The organism is Massilia horti (genome assembly GCF_004614195.1).
Taxonomy (GTDB): domain Bacteria; phylum Pseudomonadota; class Gammaproteobacteria; order Burkholderiales; family Burkholderiaceae_D; genus Telluria; species Telluria horti.
In genome coordinates, this window is the sequence record NZ_SPUM01000043.1 from 1 (window position 1) to 18,692 (window position 18,692).

The following is an 18,692-nucleotide window of genomic DNA, read 5'->3' on the forward strand; positions in this document are numbered from 1 at the left end:
GCTTTACGCGCAACGAAAAAGGCCGTGGCGCGTCAACCTATTTAAGGACGAGACAGGTTCAGGCTCGGCTCAGAACTTGTAGCCGACCGTCAGCATCGCCGCCTGTGGGTCCAGCTTCATGTGCTGTTGCTGGCCAGACGAGAAGTGCACGTCGGTGCTCAGCTTGGTCTTGAGGAGCGCGACGTTCGCGAAGATGCGGTCGGTCAGGTCGACCGACACGCCAGCCTGCAGCGAATAGGTCAGCTTGTTGTCGATCTTGAACGTGGTCGGCTCACCAGCGCCCGGATTGGTCAGCGCGGTCATCTTGCCCGAACCGGTTTCCTTCATGAAGTAGGCATAGGTGGCGCCGATGCCGACATACGGCCGCACCCGGCTGCTCGGGGCAAAGAAGCGGTACTGCAGGAACACGGTCGGCGGCAGCGCCTGAACCGTTCCCAGCTGGCCGGTACCCTCGATCGCGCCCGCGCCATAGAGCTTGTGCTTGTATGGGGTACCGATCGCCGCTTCGGCGGAGATATTGTCAGTGATGCCGTAGGCGAAGACCATCACCGGCTGGGTATTCGAGTTGACGTCGCCCTTCGAGTGCGGCAAGGCCGGTGCCGAGATGTCGCCAGATTCGACCTTCGGGGTGATCTTGTTCAAGCCCACCGCCACCGTCCACTGCCCGGTCGACTGGGCCGATGCGGCGGAAGCGGCGGCCAGCAGCCCCGCGGCAGCCAGCAACTTCACGACGCTATTCATACATGCTTTCATTTGTTCTCCTGGTTCTTTCTTATTAGGTCTCGGCCCGCCCGAGAGACGGACGGGCCCGTCGTGAAATTACAGCCAGCCCTTGACCACCATCTGTTCCAGCACATAGCTGGCAACCAGCCTGTACTCGAACGGCGTCGGGTGGATTTCGTCGGCAAACATGTAACGGCTCACGTCACCCGCGACCACGTTTTTGGCGTTGCAGACCAGCGAAGTGCCGCCCAGCGCGTTCTTGGCCAGGTCCGTGGAGCAGGCCATCTCCTTGGTGTTGGAGAGCCCGTATACGGCCGGGTTGGCAACCTGGTCCTTGCTGACGGTGTAGAAGTCGACCAGCAGCACCTTGGATTCGCCCGCCAGACCGCTCTTGAGCTGGTCGTTGTAGGCGTTGACCGCGGTATCGATCAGCTTTTGCACGTCGGCGGTCTGGTGCTTGCCCGACGGGGTGCTGGCCACGTCGGGCAGGTTATTCACGAGCACGAAGTTGGCGCCCTTGCCAATGATCTGGTTCTTGACCAGCGCGACCGTTTCGGCACCGGCCGTGGCCATCGCCGAGACGATGCGCGCGGAGTTGGCGGCGAAGTAATTGTTGCCTGCGGTCGTCGCGTCGGTCTGGGCCTTGGCGACCATCGGGCCGTACACGGCAGGATTGCCCGCCGCCGTGTTGCCAGCCTTGACGGCGGCAGTGACCGCGACGCCGACGATGCTTTCACTGGTCGAGCCCGGCCTGGCCGCCTCGGTCTGGATCGCCAGCCCGATCGCCTGCGCGGCACTGGCCGGGCTGGGAGCGCCGGCCGCGAGCTGGCCGGTCAGCGAGGTCGCGAATGCGGTCGAGCCGGCCGCGGTGGCGTCGGTTTGCAGCCCGCCCAGTTGCATCAGGATGTCGTTGCCGCCAACCATCACTGTGACAAACTCGGTCCCGGTGAATTTGCCGCCCACCTTGGCCAGGTGGTTGTCGATCTGCTTGGCGACCGGGACCGTCATCTGGCCGAGCGGCGAACCGGTCAGGGCATTGCCCGGGCCGACCGGATTGGTCACGCGCGAGCCGCCCTGGGCGTAGTTGAGGCAGTTATTGTTGTTGACGACCGCCACCGAAAAGCCCTGCTTGGCGTCGCCCTGCAGGCCGGTTTGTGCCGCGCACGGGGCGGGAAGACCAAGTTGCGCCGCCACCAGTTCGGTCCAGTTCTTGCCGGTCAGGTCGGGAGACGTGGAGGTATTGTTGCCGTTGATGGTGTACTTGCCGCCGCCCATGGCCGCGATCGGACCGACCGCGTAGGTGCCGACGTCGGACAGGCTGTCACCGAACGATACCTGCGAACTGAACTTGGTCTTGAGCGACTGATCACCGCCGGTACTGCCATTGCCGCCGCACGCAGCCAGGGCTGCCGCCGTCAACAACGCGAGCGCAAAGTTGGTCTTACGCATTGTATCTCCTAGATTAAAGTATTCTTATTTGAAACGAACGCCCGTGCTATTCGTGTCGCAATTAATATGCCAGTCTTCGGTCCGCTTGTATAGCTAAATAGTTTCCGTATTGTCTATTCGTGACAACAGTGCGTAGAGGTCGTCAGCGCTGGGGGATTATAGCAACGTGATATCGGGAAAGATACTTGTAGGAAAGTGCTGAGTGGCCCACAACGGTGTGGGCGCCGGGCAGCCATGCGTGACCCGAAATGACACGGCTCGCCCAGGTATCCGAGCGAGCCGGCAGCGGCAGTCGAGTCAATCAGCGCCGGGACGAATCGTCGAGGAGCCCTTGCACGACTGCCGTCGACCCGTGCGCCGCGCGGCGCAGCCGGTCGTTCACACCGAGCCAGGAGCCACCCGTCGGGGGCGCTTCGACCAAAATCACGTCGGCCCCGCTGCCGTCCATGGTGCGCAGCGCCGCATACAACGCGTGGGCAAAGCCTTCCGGCGTGGCCGGCAGGCGCACTTGCGCATGCGCGGCCGGCAGGTCCGAGTAATGAATCAGCGCGACCTTGCGCCCGCCCGCGGCCATGCGCGCGAGCGTCACAGGGAGCAGCGCGCGGTCCTGCATCGCCACCGGCGTGTGCGGCGCGTAATGCGATTCGAGCGTGCCCGAAGCGCGCGGGGCGGCGACGTCGGGCGCGGCCGGCAGCTGGCCGATCACAGCTGCGATCGCCTCGGCGCTGATGTGCCCCGGGCGCAGCAGCACCGGCCCGTGCGTCGCCAGGCGCGACAGGTCCACGATGGTCGATTCGATGCCGACCTGCGACTGGCCACCGTCGAGCACCATCGCCACCGTGCCGTCGGCACCGAATTCGTCAAGCACGTGCTGCGCGGTGGTCGGGCTCACATGGCCGAACTTGTTGGCCGACGGCGCAGCCACGCCGCCCCGGCCGCCCTTGAACGCGCGCAGCAGCGCGAGCGCCACCGGATGCGAAGGGCAGCGCAGTCCGACCGTGTCCTGCCCGCCGCTGACGGCATCGGGGATGCCGGGTGCGCGCTTGAGGATCATGGTCAGCGGACCGGGCCAGAAGGCGTCCGCCAGCGCGCGCGCCTGCGGCGGAACGTCGGCGGCCCAGTGGTCAAGCCCCGCCTCGGGTGCGACGTGCACGATCACCGGATGGTCCTGCGGCCGTCCCTTGGCCGCGTAGATGCTGGCCACCGCCGCCGGATTCTCGGCGTCCGCGCCCAGGCCGTACACGGTCTCGGTCGGGAACGCGACTAGGCGGCCCTGCTCCAGCAAGCGCGCGGCAGCAATGACCGCCGCCTGGTCGAACCGCTCGCTCACGGTGCGATGCCCAGGATGGCGCAGGCCTGGCGCAGGCTGTCCTGCGCGTCGGCCAGGGTCGGCGCGACGAAGGTCAGGTGCCCCATCTTGCGGCCGCGGCGCGCTTCAACCTTGCCGTACAGGTGCAGGTTGGCGCCGGGGATCGCCAGCACCTGCTCCCATGCCGGCTCGCGCGCCGTGTCGCTGCCGTCTTCGAACCAGACGTCGCCCAGGATGTTGAGCATGACCGCCGGCGAATGCTGGCGCACGTCGCCCAGCGGCAGGCGCGCCATCGCCCGCACCTGCTGCGCGAACTGGCTGGTGACGCAGGCGTCGATCGTGTAGTGGCCGCTGTTGTGCGGGCGCGGCGCCATCTCATTGACCACCAGGCTGCCGTCCTGCAGCACGAAGAACTCGATGCACAGCACGCCGACGTAGCCGAGCTGCGCGATCATCGCACGCGCCGCGTCCTGCGCGCGGCGCGCGCAGTCGTCGGACACGTTCGGTCCCGGCACGGTGGTGGTGAACAAAATGCCGTCGCGGTGCACGTTCTCGGCGATCGGGTAGACCACGCTTTCGCCGTCCAGCCCGCGCGCGGTCAGCACCGACACTTCGTATGCGAGCGGCAGCATCTTCTCGAGCAGGCAAGTCACGCCTTTCATGGCGTCGAACGCGGCCTGCACCTCCTCGCGCGTGCGCACCCGCACCTGGCCCTTGCCGTCGTAGCCCATGCGCGCGGTCTTCAGGATGCCGGGCAGCAGGTCGTCGGGAATGGCGGCGATGTCATCAATTGAGGCGATTACCTTGTGCGGCGCCGGCATCACGCTAGATCCCGGCGCGCATTCCACAAAAAAGCGCTTTTCCAGCACGCGGTCCTGGGCGATCGAGACGCAGCCGCTTGCCGGCGCGACGAAGGTGCGCTCGGCGAGGTAGGCCATGCTGTCGGCCGGGACGTTCTCGAATTCGGTGGTGACGGCGACGCAGCGGCTGGCCAGTTCGTCCAGCGCCTCGCGCTCGCCATAGCCGCCGGTAACTAACTGGTCGGCCGCGTGCCCCGCCGGGCAGTCGGGCGTGGTCTCGAGCACCGCCACCTTGTAACCCATGGCCTGGGCGGCGTGGACGAACATGCGGCCAAGCTGGCCGCCGCCCATGACGCCGAGCCAGGCCGGCGTGCCGACGCCGGGGATGAATGGAAGATGCCTGGTATTGCTCATATGTTCCTATGCGGGCAGGGTCATGGCCTTGGCAGCCGCGGTCTGCTGGCCGCGGAATTCCAGCAGCCTGGCGGCCATCGCTTCGTCTGTACTTGCCAGCATCGCCACCGCGGTCAAGGCCGCATTGGCGGCGCCCGCCTCGCCGATGGCGAAGGTCGAAACCGGCACGCCCTTGGGCATCTGGACGATCGACAGCAGCGAGTCCTCGCCGCGCAGGTATCTGGAAGGGACCGGCACGCCCAGCACCGGCACGATGGTCTTGGCGGCGATCATGCCCGGCAGGTGGGCCGCACCGCCGGCGCCGGCGATGATCGCGCGCAGGCCGCGCTCGCGTGCGCTTTCGGCATACGCGAACATCTCGTCCGGCATGCGGTGCGCCGAGACCACCTGCGCCTCGTACGGCACGCCGAACTGCTTGAGGACGGCGACCGCGTGCTGCATCACGTCCCAGTCGGACGAGGAACCCATGACGACGCCGACCAGCGGCTTGGCTTGTTCGCTCATGTCAGGCCTTCAGCTTTTCGCCGGTCAGGCGCTCGATCGCCTCGAAGTACTTGGCCTGGGTCTTGGCGATGACGTCCGGCGGCAGCGTCGGCGCCGGCGCCGTCTTGTTCCAGTCCTTCAGCGTTTCGAGGTAGTCGCGCACGAACTGCTTGTCGAACGACGGCGGCGACATGCCTGGCGCGTACGAGTCACGCGGCCAGAAGCGCGAGGAGTCGGCGGTGAGCACCTCGTCCATCAGGTGCAGCACGCCGTTCTCGTCCAGGCCGAACTCGAACTTGGTGTCGGCGATGATGATGCCCTTCGTTGCGGCGTAGTCGGCGGCCGCGCGGTACAGCGCGATGCTGATGTCGCGGATCTTGTGCGCCAGCTCCGAGCCGATGCGCTTTTCCATCTCCGCGAAGCTGATGTTCTCGTCATGCTCGCCGATGTCAGCCTTGGCCGCCGGCGTGAACAGCGGCTCGGGCAGCTTGTCGGCCTGGCGCAGGCCGGGCGGCAGCGCGATGCCGCAGATGGCGCCGGTGGCCTGGTAATCCTTCCAGCCGGAACCGATGATGTAGCCGCGCACCACCGCCTCCACCATGATCGGCTGCAGGCGCTTGGCGACCACGGCGCGGCCCCTTACCTGCTCCACTTCTTCTGGCGCCACCACGCTTTCGGGCGCGATGCCGGTCAGGTGGTTCGGCACGATGTGGCCAAGTTTGCCGAACCAGAAATCGGTCATCTGGTTCAGCACCATGCCCTTGCCGGGAATCGGCTCGTTCATCACGACATCGAAGGCCGACAGGCGGTCGGTGGTGACGATCAGGATCTTGTCGTCGCCGACGGCGTAGTTGTCGCGCACCTTCCCGCGGCCGAGCAGCGGCAGGGACTGGATAGTGGATTGGTAGAGGCTGTTCATAGAGATAGTCTGGAAACGCAAACGGCGGGAAAATCCCGCCGGTCTGGATGCATCTGATAGCGTCGCCCCCGGGCTCGGCGCCCCCCTTGGCGGGGGCCCCATTTTTGCTCGCGCGGCTGCACTGGGAATGGGGTTCCCGCCAAGGGGGGCGCCGAGCCCGGGAACGACGAGCACTGCTGATCCGGGAAAACGCTAATTGTACTTCACTTCACGATCTGCGCCAGTTCACCTGCCTTGTAACGCTCGGCCATTTTCTCGAGCGGGATCGGCTTGATCTTGGCGGCCATGCCCTCGCAACCGAAGGCGATGTAGCGTTCCTTGCAAATTTTCATTGCCGCTTCGCGCGCCGGCTTGAGGTAGTCGCGCGGGTCGAACTTGGACGGGTTTTCGAACATGTACTTGCGGATCGCGGCCGTCATCGCCAGGCGGATGTCGGTGTCGATGTTGATCTTGCGAACGCCGTGGCGGATGCCTTCCTGGATTTCCTCGACCGGCACGCCGTAGGTTTCCTTCATGTCGCCGCCGAATTCGCGGATGATCGCCAGCAGGTCCTGCGGCACCGACGACGAGCCGTGCATCACCAGGTGGGTGTTCGGGATGCGCGCGTGGATTTCCTTGATGCGGTCGATCGCCAGGATGTCGCCGGTGGGCTTGCGGGTGAACTTGTAGGCGCCGTGCGAGGTGCCGATCGCAATGGCCAGCGCGTCGCACTGGGTGCGCGCGACGAAATCGGCGGCCTGGTTGACGTCGGTGAGCAGTTGCTCACGGGTCATGGTGCCTTCGGCGCCGTGGCCGTCTTCCTTGTCGCCCTTCATCGTCTCGAGCGAGCCGAGCACGCCCAGTTCGGCCTCGACGGTCACGCCGATCGAGTGCGAGAACTTGACCACCTCGCGCGACACGTCGACGTTGTAGTCGTAGCTGGCCACGCTCTTGCCGTCGGCCTGCAGCGAACCGTCCATCATGACCGAGGTGAAGCCGGAACGGATCGCAGCCATGCACACGGCCGGCGACTGGCCGTGGTCCTGGTGCATCACGACCGGAATGTGCGGATAGGCTTCCACCGCCGCGTCGATCAGGTGGCGCAGGAAGGCTTCGCCAGCGTACTTGCGGGCGCCGGCCGAGGCCTGCATGATCACCGGGGCGCCAACGGCATCGGCGGCGGCCATGATGGCCTGCACCTGTTCCAGGTTGTTGACGTTAAACGCCGGCAGGCCGTAGCCGTGTTCGGCGGCGTGGTCCAGCAATTGACGCATTGATACGAGTGCCATGGTGTACTCCAAACAATAAGAAAACCTGTTAGTCGAATTCGCCGACCCGGACGATCTTGAGCGCATTGGTGCCGCCGGCCTGCCCCATGGGGGAGCCCCAGGTGACGACGATCAGGTCGCCCTTGCGTACCACGCCCTCCTTCATCAACAGCTCCTCGGCCTTGCGCAGCACCGCGTGGCTGCCCCCTTCCTGCAACAGATGAAAAGCTTGCACGTTACGATACAAGGATGCCTTGCGTTGCGTCGTCTGAGACGGAGTGAGCGCAAAGATCGGGGTGTCGATGCTGTGCCTGCTCATCCACAATGCGGTGGAGCCCGATTCGGTCAGGGCGACGATCGCCTTCACGCGCAGGTGATGGGCGGTAAATAGTGTGCCGTAGGCAATCGACTGGTCGATGCGGGTGAACTGGACGTTCATGAAGTCGGCGTCCAGCTTGTTGTATTCGGACTGCTCGGCTTCGGCGCAGATCGCCGCCATCATCTCGACCGTTTCGACCGGATACTTGCCCGATGCGGTCTCGGCCGACGTCATCACGGCGTCGGTGCCGTCCAGCACCGCGTTGGCCACGTCCGACACCTCGGCCCGGGTCGGCACGGCATTGACGATCATCGACTCCATCATCTGGGTGGCCGTGATGGCCAGCTTGTTCGACTGGCGCGCCATCTGGATCATGCGCTTTTGCAATGCCGGCACGGCCGCGTTGCCGACCTCCACCGCCAAGTCGCCACGCGCGACCATGATGCCGTCGGACGCATCCAGGATTTCCTGCAGCACGGGAATCGCTTCTGCGCGCTCGATCTTGGCGATCATCATCGGCTTGTGGTGGTAGGGCTCGCCGGCGATGTTGGCCAGCTGGCGCGCCATTTCCATGTCGGTCGCGCTCTTGGGGAACGAGATCGCCAGGTAGTCGGCCTGAAAGCTCATCGCGGTCTTGATGTCTTCCATGTCCTTGGCGGTCAGGGCCGGCGCGGTCAGGCCGCCGCCCAGGCGGTTGATGCCCTTGTTGTTCGACAGCTCGCCGCCGACCTTGGTCGTGGTAAAGATCTCGTTGCCGACGATGCGGTCGACGTCCAGCACGATCAGGCCGTCGTTGAGCAGCAGGCGGTCGCCCTGCCTGACGTCGCGCGGCAGGGCCTTGTAGTCGAGGCCGACGCGTTCCTGGTTGCCCAGTTCGCCGTTCTCGCCCCACTTGGCGTCCAGGATGAACGTGTCACCGTTGTTCAGGGTAATCTTGCCGTCCTCGAACTTACCGATGCGAATCTTCGGACCTTGCATGTCCGCCATGATCGCCACTTCCCTGCCGCATTCGGCGGCGGCGCGGCGCACCAGGGCGGCGCGGTCGATGTGATCCTGGGCGCGGCCGTGCGAGAAGTTCAGGCGCACGACGTCCACGCCCGCGCGGATCATCTTGACCAGCGTGTCGAAGTCGGTCGACGCAGGGCCGATGGTTGCAACGATTTTTGTGCCACGGTACATAGTTATCCTTGAAGTAAAAACGCAGCCCGCGGCTGCGCTGGTGTCACTTGGCGCTACGCTGGAGCAAAATGTCCACCGCCGGCAGGGTTTTCCCTTCCAAAAATTCGAGGAAGGCGCCGCCGCCGGTCGAGATGTAGCCGATTCGGTCGGCAATGTTGTATTTGGCAATCGCCGCCAGGGTGTCGCCGCCGCCCGCGATCGAAAACGCCTTGGACGCGGCGATCGCCAGCGCCAGCGTCTTGGTGCCTTCGGCAAACTGGTCGAACTCGAACACGCCGACCGGGCCGTTCCAGACGATGGTGCCGGCCTTGGCCACCTGCCCGGCCAGCATCTTTGCGGTCTGCGGGCCGATGTCGAGGATCATGTCGCCGTCCGCCACGTCCTTGACGTCCTTGACCGTGGCCTGCGCGGTTGGCGAGAACTCTTTGGCGACCACCACGTCGACCGGGATCGGCACCTGGGCGCCGCGCGCAGCCATCATGTCGATGATGGCGCGGGCGTCGCCGACCAGGTCCGGCTCGGCCAGCGACTTGCCGATGTTCAGGCCGACCGCCTTCATGAACGTGTTGGCGATGCCGCCCCCGACGATCAGGTTATCGACCTTGTTCGCCAGGCTTTGCAGGATCGACAGCTTGGTCGAAACCTTGGAGCCGGCGACGATCGCCAGCAGCGGGCGCTGTGGATTGCCCAGCGCCTTGCCCAGCGCGTCCAGCTCGGCCGCCAGCAGCGGACCGGCGGCGACCACCGGCGCGTACTTGGCGATGCCGTGGGTGGTGGCTTCGGCGCGGTGCGCGGTGCCGAACGCGTCGTTGACGTACACGTCGCACAGCTTGGCCATCTTCTGGGCCAGCTCGTCGGAATTCTTCTTCTCGCCCTTGTTCAGGCGGCAGTTCTCCAGCAGCACCACCTGGCCCGGCGCGACCTCGACGCCGTCGACCCAGTTTTGCTTGAGCTCGACCGGCTGGCCCAGCAGTTCGGACAAGCGCCTGGCGACCGGCGCCAGGCTGTCTTCCGGCTTGAATTCGCCTTCGGTGGGACGGCCCAGGTGCGAGGTCACCATGACGGCGGCGCCGGCGGCCAGTGCGTCACGGATCGCCGGGACCGAGGCGCGGATGCGGGTGTCTTCGGTAATGTTGCCTGCGTCGTCCTGCGGCACGTTCAGGTCGGCACGGATGAAAACGCGCTTGTTCTTCAGCACATCGCGGTCGATCAGGTCTTGCAGGCGGGTGAAATTCAGAGCGGCGTTCATGAGGCTCAACAGTAGGAATGAAATATCGTTATTCTACCTTAGGCCGCCGCAGCAAAAACATGCGAGACGCGCAACAGCGTGAACACTAGCATTCCGAACAGGATCGTGTGCAGCATGTTCCTGCGCAACAAGTAAAAGGCGAACGAGGTAATGCCGGCCAGCAACCTGGGATTCGACAGGCCAAGCTGGACCTCGCCATCCGGCCCGAGCACAAGGTCGGGGCTGATGATCGCGGCCAGCGCGCAGGCGGGCGCGTAGCGCAGCATTTCTTGCACCCGTTTGGGGATCGCCACCCGGTGGCCGATCAGCCAGAACGAACTGCGGGTGGCCGCGGTGGCCACCGCCAGCACGCCGATGGTGAGCCAGATTTCCCAATCAGCCATGCTGCTCCTTGCGTTTTTCCAGCGCCTCCTCGACTGCCATGGCCGTGCACATGCCGAGCACGACCGCGGCCAGCAGCCCCAGCTTGTAAGGCAGCACATGGGCCAGCACCGCCACCACCGCCGCCACCGCGACGCCGCACAGCGCGGCATTGTTGATGATGAGGGGCACCATGATGCACAGGATCGCCAGCGTGCCGGCAAAGCCCAGCCCCCACTCGCTGGGGATGGCGCTGCCAAGGAAGATGCCGGCGAGCGAACCGATCTGCCAGGCGAACCAGTTCGGGTACATCAGCCCTTTGAGATACGAAAGTTTGCCGGGCGTCGGCGCCGGATTGGGGTAGCGCTGCAGGAACATGGCGACCGTCATGTCGCCGGAGATATAGCCGAGAAAGAAACGCTGGCGCGCCGGCAGGTGCGCAAAATGCGGCGCCAGCAAGGCGGCAAAGATCACGAAGCGCAGGTTGACCACCAGCGCGGTGGCGAAGATGACCCAGACCGGCGCGTTGGCCGCGATCAAAGGCAGCGAAGCGAGCTGCGCGGAACCGGCGAACACCAGCAGGGTCATACCGCTGGCCTGCAGCACCGTCAGGCCGGACTTGACCATCGCAATGCCGACCACCAGGCCCCAGGCGCCGATGCCAAACAGCGTGGGCAGGCCGGCCTGCATACCCTGGCGCCATGCCAGGGGGTCGTGGCGGTCAGCAACCGCGCCCTGCTGGGGCGGACTCATGTGGTATTCCTGCAACATGCAGGCCTGGCAAATACGGCGGAACGGTCGGGCATGAAATGGAAATCGGTCGGCGGGCCTCCGGCTTAAGCAAGGAAAAAGCGAGGAAAACGGGCTCGACTGTATATCGGACTGGATATTCTACCGATCATTTCGGCCGCATGGCGAATCCGTTAAAATCGTGTCTTTGCCCAACTTTTGCCTGACGGAGAAACAAATGAACGCTAAGACGATGCCAGTGGTCGAACTGGAGGCCAAGGACCTGCCGGCCTTTTGCCCGAATCCGGCAATGCCGCTGTGGTCGTCGCATCCGCGCGTGTTCCTCGAGCTCGACGACCATGGCGAAGCGCGGTGCCCGTACTGCGGCACCGAGTACCGGTTAAAGCCTGGCACCGAGCTCAAGCACCACTGACAGAACCGCACGCTTGCTGCGTGCCACTATCATGGAATACCGCGCTCCCGCCTGGCTGCCCAATGGCCACCTGCAGACGATCTACCCGGCGACCTGCATCAAAAAGCCAAAGGTCACCTACCGGCGCGAGCGCTGGGAAGCGCCGGACAGCGACTTCATCGACGTCGATTTCGTCGACGGCCTGGCGGGCCAGCCACTGGTCGTGCTGTTCCACGGACTGGAAGGCTCGTCAGACAGCCAATACGCGCGCGCCCTGATGGCGGGGCTGGCCGAGCGCGGCTGGTCGGGCGCGGTGCCGCACTTTCGCGGCTGCTCCGGCGAGGCCAACCGCGCGCCCCGCTTCTACCACTCTGGGGACGCCCTCGAAATCGACTGGATCGTGCGCCGCCTGCGCTGGCGCTTCCCCGGCCGGCTTTTTGTGGCCGGCGTCTCGCTCGGCGGCAATGCTCTGCTGCGCTGGCTGGGCGAATTCCAGCATCAGGCCGAGATCGTCGATGCCGCCTGTGCGGTTTCCGCGCCGCTCGACCTGGCGCGCGGCGGCGAATCGCTGTCGTCCGGTTTTAACATGCTCTACACGCGCGTGTTTCTACGCAGCCTCAAGCCCAAGTGCCTGGCCAAGCTGGAACGCTATCCCGGCCTGTTCGACCGCGCCGCCATGCTCGCCGCGCGCGACCTCTACGAATTCGATAATATTGTCACCGCGCCGCTGCACGGCTACCGCGACACCGACGACTACTGGGACCGCGCGAGCGCCAAGCACGTCCTGCGCGACATCACGGTGCCGACGCTGGTGCTCAACGCGCGCAATGATCCGTTTTTCCCGGGCGTCTACCTGCCGGACCTGGCATCGAAGTCGGTGCGGCTCGAATATCCCGAGCACGGCGGGCATGTCGGCTTTGCGGTCGGACGCCCGCCCGGCCGCATCGACTGGCTGCCGCAACGAATACTGCATTTCTTCGACGGCACGATGGGTGCGGCGGGCGGGAACGAACTGCCCAAACCGAACGGACAGCATGGATGACATCGTAAAACAGGCAATGGCCAAGTGGCCGAACGTGCCGCACTGCTACGGCTGGCTCGCACTCGACGCGCGCGGCGCCTGGCGCATGCGCGACGAAGCAGCGCAGCGCGCAGGCGTTCCGGGCGACAGGCTGACCAATGCGGCGCTGGTCGGTTTCATCAACCGCAACTACACACACGACGAGCGTGGCTGCTGGTATTTCCAGAACGGCCCGCAGCGGGTGTACGTCAACCTCGAGGCCACGCCGTTCATCGCGCGCACCGATCCCGTGGCGGGGCTGGTGCTGCAGACCGGGCAGGCGGGTTTCGTGCTCGATCGAGCCTACCTGACCGAGCACGGCGCGGCGATCGTGCAAGGCGATGGCGTGGTCGCGCAACTGGATGACCGCGACATGGCGCAGTGGCTGGCCAAGCTGGAGATGGATGGCGCGCCGGTGTCGGACGAGGCGCTGATGGCGTGGCTGGAAGGCGGCGCGGGAGAGCTGGTGCTGAACCACGGCAGCAAGCGCATCGTAGTCGAGCGCATCCAGAGCGGACAGATGCCAGAGCATTTCGGCTACGTGCAGGTGCCCTCCTCGTAGGGTGCGCACCAGTGCGCACGCGGTTCGCAAACGGGGCGGAGTGGAGCAGCAGCCGCAAGCCAGCATGCGGTGACCGCGTGCGCAGCAGAGCTGCACACCCTACGGCGTGCACGCGACGGGCCAATTACTTCTTCTTCCCGTCGTCCTTCACGTCCTTTTGCTTCTGCTGGATCTCACGCTCGCGCGCATCGATCACCGCCTGGTCATAAAACGACGCGTCATTGGCCTTGCGCGCAAGATGAAGCTGGTCGACAGCCGCTGGCAGCGCTCCGGTGAGCGCATACGATTCGGCCAGCGCCATGTGCTGCAGCGCGATCTTGTTCTGTCCCGAATACGCCTTGGCCAGCAGGTCGTACAGCTTGGGCTCCTCGCGGTACTGCCTGACCTGTTCACGCAGGTAGCGCGCCGCCTCCTCGTTTTGACCGGCCGCGATCATCGCGCTCGCATACTGCCGTGCCAGTGCCCGCGACAGCGGGAATTGCTGTTGCGCCTGCGCGGCATCCTTGGCCGCCTGTTCCAGCACGTTCTGCGGCTGGCCGGGCGCCAGCTTGATCTCGATTCCCAGGCCCTTGAACATTGCCTCACCGCTGGTCCCATCCGGTTCGGCGGAGAATACGCCCGGCTTGGGCTGCATGCTGACGCGAGCCTTGTCCAGCCAGCCTTGCGCCTTATCCAGCTCGCCCTCGCGCAGCGCCAGGAACGCCAGGCCATACTGCGCCGCCACCTGCTGCTGCTTGTTCTCCTGCGCCAGCTGCGCCTGGAACGCCGCCCTGGCGTCGGCCCGGCCCTTGACGCTTTCGTCCTGAAGCACGCGGGCGCGCGCACGCACGAGGTGAAATTCGATGCTGTCCGGACGCGCTTGCTTTCGCGGCATTTCGCGAACCCGTGCCTGGATGTCGGCAATGCGCTCACCGGTCAGCGGGTGGCTGCTCAGGAAAGCCGGCAGCTCGCCATAGAGCTTGTTCGAGTTCTCCAGCCGCTTGAAGAACGACACCATGCCGGACGTGTCGTAGCCGGCCGAACGCATGATCTGGAAGCCGACCCGGTCCGCCTCGCGCTCGGCATCGCGGCTGAAACTGAGCTGGCGCTGCAGCGCCAGCCCCTGCCCGCCCATGATCACGCCCATTGCCGCGTCCGGGCTGGCCTTGGCCGCCAGTACCGCCAGGATCATCGCGGCGATCGGCAGCAGCGCATCCTGGCGCTGCTGCCCCAGCATGCGCGCGATATGGCGCTGCTCGACGTGGCCGATTTCGTGCGACATCACCGATGCCAGTTCCGACTCGTTCTGCGCCGCTATGAGCAGTGCCGAGTGCACGGCGATAAACCCGCCCGGCAACGCGAACGCATTGAGCATCGGATCGCGCACCGCGAAAAAGCCGAAGTTAAAGTTGCTCTCGCCACGGGCACCGGGCGCCGCGTCGACCAACGCGTTGCCGAAGTTGTTCAGGTATTCGAGGATGGGATCATCGTCGAGGTAATCAGGATCCCGGCGGATGTCGTTCATGATTTCCTCACCCAACCTGCGCTCGACGACGGGCGACAAATCGCCGCGCGCCGAATCGCCCAGCATCGGCAAGGTCGTATTGTCGGGCGCCTTGACCAATGGGGTCGTCGCTGGCGCGGCCGAGAACGTGGGTGAGGGAGAGGCGAACGCTGCCGACGCCGACATGAAGGCGACGGCAATCAGACGGGACAGCCGGCGGCGCGGCAACAGCGCTGGACGGTGGATTGATTTCACAATGCTATGATACCTGCATCCACGCGATTGTCACTGCTGACCAAACACTTTGTTACCAGCCTGAAAGTACTGATACCCCAAATGACGTTCCCTGCCGATTCCGACGCCAAGCTCACCCATTTCGATACGGCTGGCCAGGCCCACATGGTCGACGTTGGCGCCAAGAGCGAGACGCACCGGGTTGCGGTAGCGGCCGGCACGATCCGGATGAAGCCGGAGACGCTGGCGCTCATCGTTTCGGGCAGCGCAAAGAAAGGCGACGTGCTGGGGATCGCGCGCATCGCGGCGATCATGGGCGCCAAGCGCACCAGTGACCTTGTCCCATTGTGCCATCCGCTCGCCCTCACGCGCGTCGCTGTCGATTTCAGTGTCGATGCGGCGGCCAGCAGCGTGCACTGCCGCGCGCAGGTCGAGACCGTCGGCAAGACCGGAGTCGAAATGGAGGCGCTCACTGCCGTGCAGGTCGGACTGCTGACGATTTATGACATGTGCAAGGCGGCGGATCGCGGGATGGTCATGACCAATGTGCGGGTATTGGAGAAGCACGGGGGCAAGAGCGGGGATTGGACGGCGGACATTGATAAGTGATTGATCTACTGAGGGAAACACTTATTACTGGCTCGGCCAGGACCCAAGTTCACCGTACAGCCGCCTAGCAGCGCCAACCCCGCCTAAAGCGAAAAAAACTGGTGCTTGTCCCGCGCTTGTCCCAACAGGAAGGTGGTGGCATCAAGCAGACAACGATCAGGCAAATGGCAAGACCGTGCACGACGCATCAAGGATGCGCCGCGCGGGCCCAGCCGAGAGCGAATTTCGACCACCGCTCCCCAGTGAACTCGTAGTCGATGATCACGCTTTCCTGCGTAGCTCGAAGCGTCGTCGCAAGCGCTGGATTGGCCGACACATGCAAGCGTGCGCCTACCTCACTCGGCGTAAGCTCATACGTGTTCCACGCGGTCACCGTGGAAGCTGGCTCGCGTTTATCGAACGATATGAAGAACATTTTTAGCTGGTCGAACACCGCCAATTCATCTTCGAGTACAACGAAGCTGTCCAGCGCCGCAAAGGTGAATCGCCTCTTGCGGAAGATGACGACGCCGTGTTCGTTGACCGACGCATCTATACGGCCCCTTTCGGCCTGCGCCAGCCAATGCTGCTGCCACTCTTGCAAGAGTTCAACATGCCGAGGGTGTGCGTCCAGGCAGCGCCTGTGCAGGCAGCTATCGGCAAGCGTTTCGAGCCCGGTGGGCAACTCCACGTTTGGGAACCCGACCATGACAGCACTGGGAATAATCACCTGTCCGCAGATCCGGCACCTTGTCTTGCCCTCGATGAATATCGCCATATTCATTCCCCCAGTGTCGGTTTCGGCATGAATACCGACGATGACGGTCCATCAGACCCAAAGGTGCGCCACGAACCACTCTCGTTGAAGATGACGGAGCGACCTTGGCCTAATTCACCCAGTGCGTCCATGTCCTCGGCGCTGGGGGACAATCCCATGTAGCCTTCCCCTGGATGGACATGACCAATCAACTTTGCCCCTTTTGGTATGGTCGTTGAGTTTGCTGTACCGCGCACGATGTAGCGCTCACCGTCGAGACGGATAACAGCAAACTCCGCGCCTTCACTCGAGGCAAGGCTTCCAAGGTCTTGCAAGTTCATCGCTCCCCGGGGGAGCGGAACCATATCCCCCGGCCGGACTAGCTGCGCAGCAAAGCGCTCCGCAGCCGGCGTGACCGGCAACTCTCCCCAGGTACCGCGGGTGGTCGCCAAATCGACCGTTCCCTTTCCGGAGTTGCCGATTATAGCATCGCCCTCAAAGGCGTTCTCAGCCGTCCGCTCTGGTTTGTTCCCGTTAGCGCGCGCCGCTGGTTGCGTTTCGTTGGCAACAGCAGCAGCCTCCTTAGCCGCGCCTTTGCCGGCAGCATTTTCTACTGTTCGCACAGCACTCCCGGTAGCGCCAAACACCTTCTGACGAAGCGAAGGATTGGCGATGAGTTTCTCGGCATTTTTCTCAAGCCATTCGGCCACCCTGGGACCCAACCGCGCGCTTTGCCTGACTTCGGCAAGCAGTGTCGCCAACTTGCCGTTACCGCGAGTCAAGTAGGCGACAAAACCTGCCAGCATCGCAATCATGAGGATCTCGTGGCCGCGGGCAAATTCCTGCGCTGCGCGACTGGTGCTCATCAACTGGAGGCTCGGGCTTGCTTGCGCGGCGTCGAAGGTATGGGACCTAGGCGTGGCGTCATCCTCCCACGCTGCCTTAAAGCCTTCCTTGTAAGAGCGCACCACTTCCGGGATGCTGTCCATCAGAAATTCAAGGATGGACTTCAGACCAAGAAACGTGAGTATCGCGGAGCCGACCTCCACACCGGCCGAAGCGCCAGCGGCAGCCCCTGGGATGGCGCCAATCCCTGCGCCAAAAAAACCGATCCCTGCGCCGACCGCGCCTCCGACAAGCACCGATCCGCCCATGTACAGCGCAATGTCGTGAAGAACGCTCTCCAGGATCGACCAGACAACATTAAGTCCGATCGCACCAAGCTTTCGAGTGAGGTTGTCCAGCGCGATGCCTTGGGCTTGCTCAAGCGCATCCCGTAGCCGGCGCACCCTGCTGATGCCTCCTCCTATGGCGCCGGCGAATCCGCGTGACATGGCCCTGGCCGGCACCTTGCTGATGCCCTCCCCCATGGCGCCGACCAATCCGCGTGACGCGGCCCTGGGCCATATCATTAGTTGTGACGTCGCATGCTTAGCTTCGCGCTCAAGCCAACTCAGCTTTTGATAAAACGCCTCGCGATCGAACTCAATCACACCCATCTGGCACACCTGACAAATCCACGATGTTCCAAGCATGCTTAACTCAGATGATGCTGTTAATGGTGCCAATCAAGGTCAAGGGAACTATTCGACCAGCATCAATGTCGTTTTAAAACGGATACAATCGCCGCTGGGCCCGCTCCAGATGTCCGTACCCTCTCGCGGCTGTCGTCGCGCGCGCCTCCGTGGCCGCCACGGCCGAAAGGAACCTCGCTTATGCGTAAATACGGTTGTTTTTTGCTTCCAGGTCTCCCGCTCCTTCTTGCAGCCTCCGCCGCCCCAGCGCATCCGACGACACTAACCCCGCTCGTTGACGGCGACTGTTCGGAATATTCGCAATTGCCGGCGCAGCAGATCGACGCCGGCAGCGGCGTCGTGCTGCACCTTTATCAGGACGAGCATTATGTCTGGCTGTGCTACACCTATCCGCCGGGTAGCGCGGGCCAGCTCGACATGAAACTCAAAACAGAAAAACTGCCCGACCCGCTTAACCTCCACGTCTCGGCCAAGTTGGGCGAGTGGCCGGTTAACCGGGAAGACCTGCAGCCGAAATTCCCGGAAAGCGATCTATGGTGGAACCAGAAGGACTGGATCGGGACGACGTCCATGTTGCGCAGCATGGACATGAGTGGGCCAAAACCAGTTTCTCGACTTAAACACCCGCCAGGTCGTGAGCTGCAGATTGCCAAGAAGCGATTTGGTCACGGCGAATGGCAGTTTGCGCTGACGATTTATCAGGTCAGGTCCCAGGACGGGAAGCTGCTCGACCTGCAATTCCCGACGGATGGGTCGTACTACACGTTAAAGACAAACTAGCAGGGGCGTCCTGGCATCCGGTGCGCCGGGCGCTAACGGTCTTCACACGTAACGCGTGCGCACGGGGTGCGCACCCTACGCCTGTGCTAAAGCCCGTGGCC

20 protein-coding genes are annotated in these 18,692 nt (G+C 64.1%); 6 read left to right on the plus strand and 14 right to left on the minus strand.

Features of this window, described 5'->3' with window-relative positions:
* Nucleotides 1-69: 69 nt before the first annotated feature.
* The 11 genes from E4O92_RS07145 to E4O92_RS07195 all read right to left on the minus strand — a co-directional run bounded on the left by E4O92_RS07145 (nt 70) and on the right by E4O92_RS07195 (nt 11,204).
* Complete coding sequence (locus E4O92_RS07145; protein WP_135189073.1) at nt 70-741, minus strand: OmpW/AlkL family protein; 672 nt, start codon at nt 739-741, stop codon at nt 70-72.
* Nucleotides 742-819: 78 nt separating this feature from the next.
* Nucleotides 820-2,172, minus strand: a complete 1,353-nt coding sequence (locus E4O92_RS07150) for an SGNH/GDSL hydrolase family protein (protein ID WP_135189074.1) — start codon at nt 2,170-2,172, stop codon at nt 820-822.
* 301 nt (nt 2,173-2,473) lie between these two features.
* Nucleotides 2,474-3,502 (minus strand): L-threonylcarbamoyladenylate synthase, encoded by a 1,029-nt coding sequence (locus E4O92_RS07155; protein WP_135189075.1) that lies wholly within the window; start codon nt 3,500-3,502, stop codon nt 2,474-2,476.
* Nucleotides 3,499-4,695, minus strand: coding sequence for a 5-(carboxyamino)imidazole ribonucleotide synthase (locus E4O92_RS07160; protein WP_135189076.1), 1,197 nt, complete (start codon nt 4,693-4,695; stop codon nt 3,499-3,501). Before E4O92_RS07160 ends, E4O92_RS07155 begins: the two co-directional genes overlap by 4 nt.
* Nucleotides 4,696-4,701: 6 nt before the next feature.
* A complete protein-coding gene (purE, locus tag E4O92_RS07165) occupies nt 4,702-5,199 on the minus strand; it encodes a 5-(carboxyamino)imidazole ribonucleotide mutase (RefSeq protein WP_135189077.1) in 498 nt (165 codons plus the stop codon).
* Between the two features lies 1 nt (nt 5,200).
* Nucleotides 5,201-6,097, minus strand: a complete 897-nt coding sequence (locus E4O92_RS07170) for a phosphoribosylaminoimidazolesuccinocarboxamide synthase (RefSeq protein WP_135189078.1) — start codon at nt 6,095-6,097, stop codon at nt 5,201-5,203.
* A gap of 203 nt (nt 6,098-6,300) precedes the next feature.
* Nucleotides 6,301-7,365, minus strand: a complete 1,065-nt coding sequence (gene fba / locus E4O92_RS07175) for a class II fructose-bisphosphate aldolase (RefSeq protein ID WP_135189079.1) — start codon at nt 7,363-7,365, stop codon at nt 6,301-6,303.
* A 28-nt stretch (nt 7,366-7,393) separates the two neighbouring features.
* Nucleotides 7,394-8,842, minus strand: coding sequence for a pyruvate kinase (gene pyk, locus E4O92_RS07180; RefSeq protein ID WP_135189080.1), 1,449 nt, complete (start codon nt 8,840-8,842; stop codon nt 7,394-7,396).
* A gap of 43 nt (nt 8,843-8,885) precedes the next feature.
* The gene (locus tag E4O92_RS07185; RefSeq protein WP_135189081.1) at nt 8,886-10,091 is read right to left on the minus strand and encodes a phosphoglycerate kinase; all 1,206 of its coding nucleotides are present in this window, start codon (nt 10,089-10,091) and stop codon (nt 8,886-8,888) included.
* 38 nt (nt 10,092-10,129) lie between these two features.
* On the minus strand, nt 10,130-10,474 hold the full coding sequence (locus E4O92_RS07190; RefSeq protein ID WP_135189082.1) for an AzlD domain-containing protein: 345 nt from the start codon (nt 10,472-10,474) through the stop codon (nt 10,130-10,132).
* Nucleotides 10,467-11,204: an AzlC family ABC transporter permease gene (locus E4O92_RS07195; RefSeq protein WP_135189083.1), complete on the minus strand. Its 738-nt coding sequence runs from the start codon at nt 11,202-11,204 to the stop codon at nt 10,467-10,469. The genes E4O92_RS07190 and E4O92_RS07195 overlap by 8 nt, the downstream gene beginning before the upstream one ends.
* A 214-nt stretch (nt 11,205-11,418) precedes the next feature.
* On the opposite strand from E4O92_RS07195, the gene E4O92_RS07200 reads away from it, so the two are divergent.
* The 3 genes from E4O92_RS07200 to E4O92_RS07210 are packed head-to-tail and all read left to right on the plus strand — an operon-like array spanning nt 11,419 to nt 13,214.
* Nucleotides 11,419-11,613, plus strand: coding sequence for a zinc-finger domain-containing protein (locus E4O92_RS07200; RefSeq protein WP_135189084.1), 195 nt, complete (start codon nt 11,419-11,421; stop codon nt 11,611-11,613).
* 31 nt (nt 11,614-11,644) lie between these two features.
* Complete coding sequence (locus E4O92_RS07205; protein WP_135189115.1) at nt 11,645-12,634, plus strand: YheT family hydrolase; 990 nt, start codon at nt 11,645-11,647, stop codon at nt 12,632-12,634.
* Nucleotides 12,627-13,214: a DUF2946 family protein gene (locus E4O92_RS07210; RefSeq protein ID WP_135189085.1), complete on the plus strand. Its 588-nt coding sequence runs from the start codon at nt 12,627-12,629 to the stop codon at nt 13,212-13,214. The genes E4O92_RS07205 and E4O92_RS07210 overlap by 8 nt, the downstream gene beginning before the upstream one ends.
* Nucleotides 13,215-13,338: 124 nt before the next feature.
* Here E4O92_RS07210 and E4O92_RS07215 read toward each other — a convergent pair whose 3' ends face one another.
* Nucleotides 13,339-14,718: a M48 family metalloprotease gene (locus E4O92_RS07215; RefSeq protein WP_307721743.1), complete on the minus strand. Its 1,380-nt coding sequence runs from the start codon at nt 14,716-14,718 to the stop codon at nt 13,339-13,341.
* Between E4O92_RS07215 and E4O92_RS25125 the strand changes: the two genes are divergently transcribed.
* Both E4O92_RS25125 and moaC read left to right on the plus strand, forming a co-directional pair.
* Nucleotides 14,708-14,962: a hypothetical protein gene (locus tag E4O92_RS25125; RefSeq protein WP_229483132.1), complete on the plus strand. Its 255-nt coding sequence runs from the start codon at nt 14,708-14,710 to the stop codon at nt 14,960-14,962. The two genes, E4O92_RS07215 and E4O92_RS25125, sit on opposite strands and share 11 nt — an antisense overlap.
* 71 nt (nt 14,963-15,033) lie before the next feature.
* Nucleotides 15,034-15,540 carry a cyclic pyranopterin monophosphate synthase MoaC gene (gene moaC / locus E4O92_RS07220; RefSeq protein WP_135189086.1) on the plus strand — a complete coding sequence of 169 codons (507 nt, stop codon included), beginning with the start codon at nt 15,034-15,036 and terminating at the stop codon, nt 15,538-15,540.
* Between the two features lie 187 nt (nt 15,541-15,727).
* Here the strand turns inward: moaC and E4O92_RS07225 are convergent, their stop codons facing one another.
* On the minus strand, nt 15,728-16,297 hold the full coding sequence (locus tag E4O92_RS07225) for a hypothetical protein (RefSeq protein WP_135189087.1): 570 nt from the start codon (nt 16,295-16,297) through the stop codon (nt 15,728-15,730).
* Nucleotides 16,298-16,299: 2 nt separating this feature from the next.
* A complete protein-coding gene (locus tag E4O92_RS07230) occupies nt 16,300-17,811 on the minus strand; it encodes a DUF6861 domain-containing protein (protein WP_135189088.1) in 1,512 nt (503 codons plus the stop codon).
* A gap of 180 nt (nt 17,812-17,991) precedes the next feature.
* Here E4O92_RS07230 and E4O92_RS07235 point away from each other — a divergent pair, with 180 nt between their 5' ends.
* Entirely contained in the window at nt 17,992-18,591 is a 600-nt protein-coding gene (locus E4O92_RS07235) for a hypothetical protein (protein ID WP_135189089.1), read from the plus strand.
* Nucleotides 18,592-18,692 lie beyond the last annotated feature (101 nt).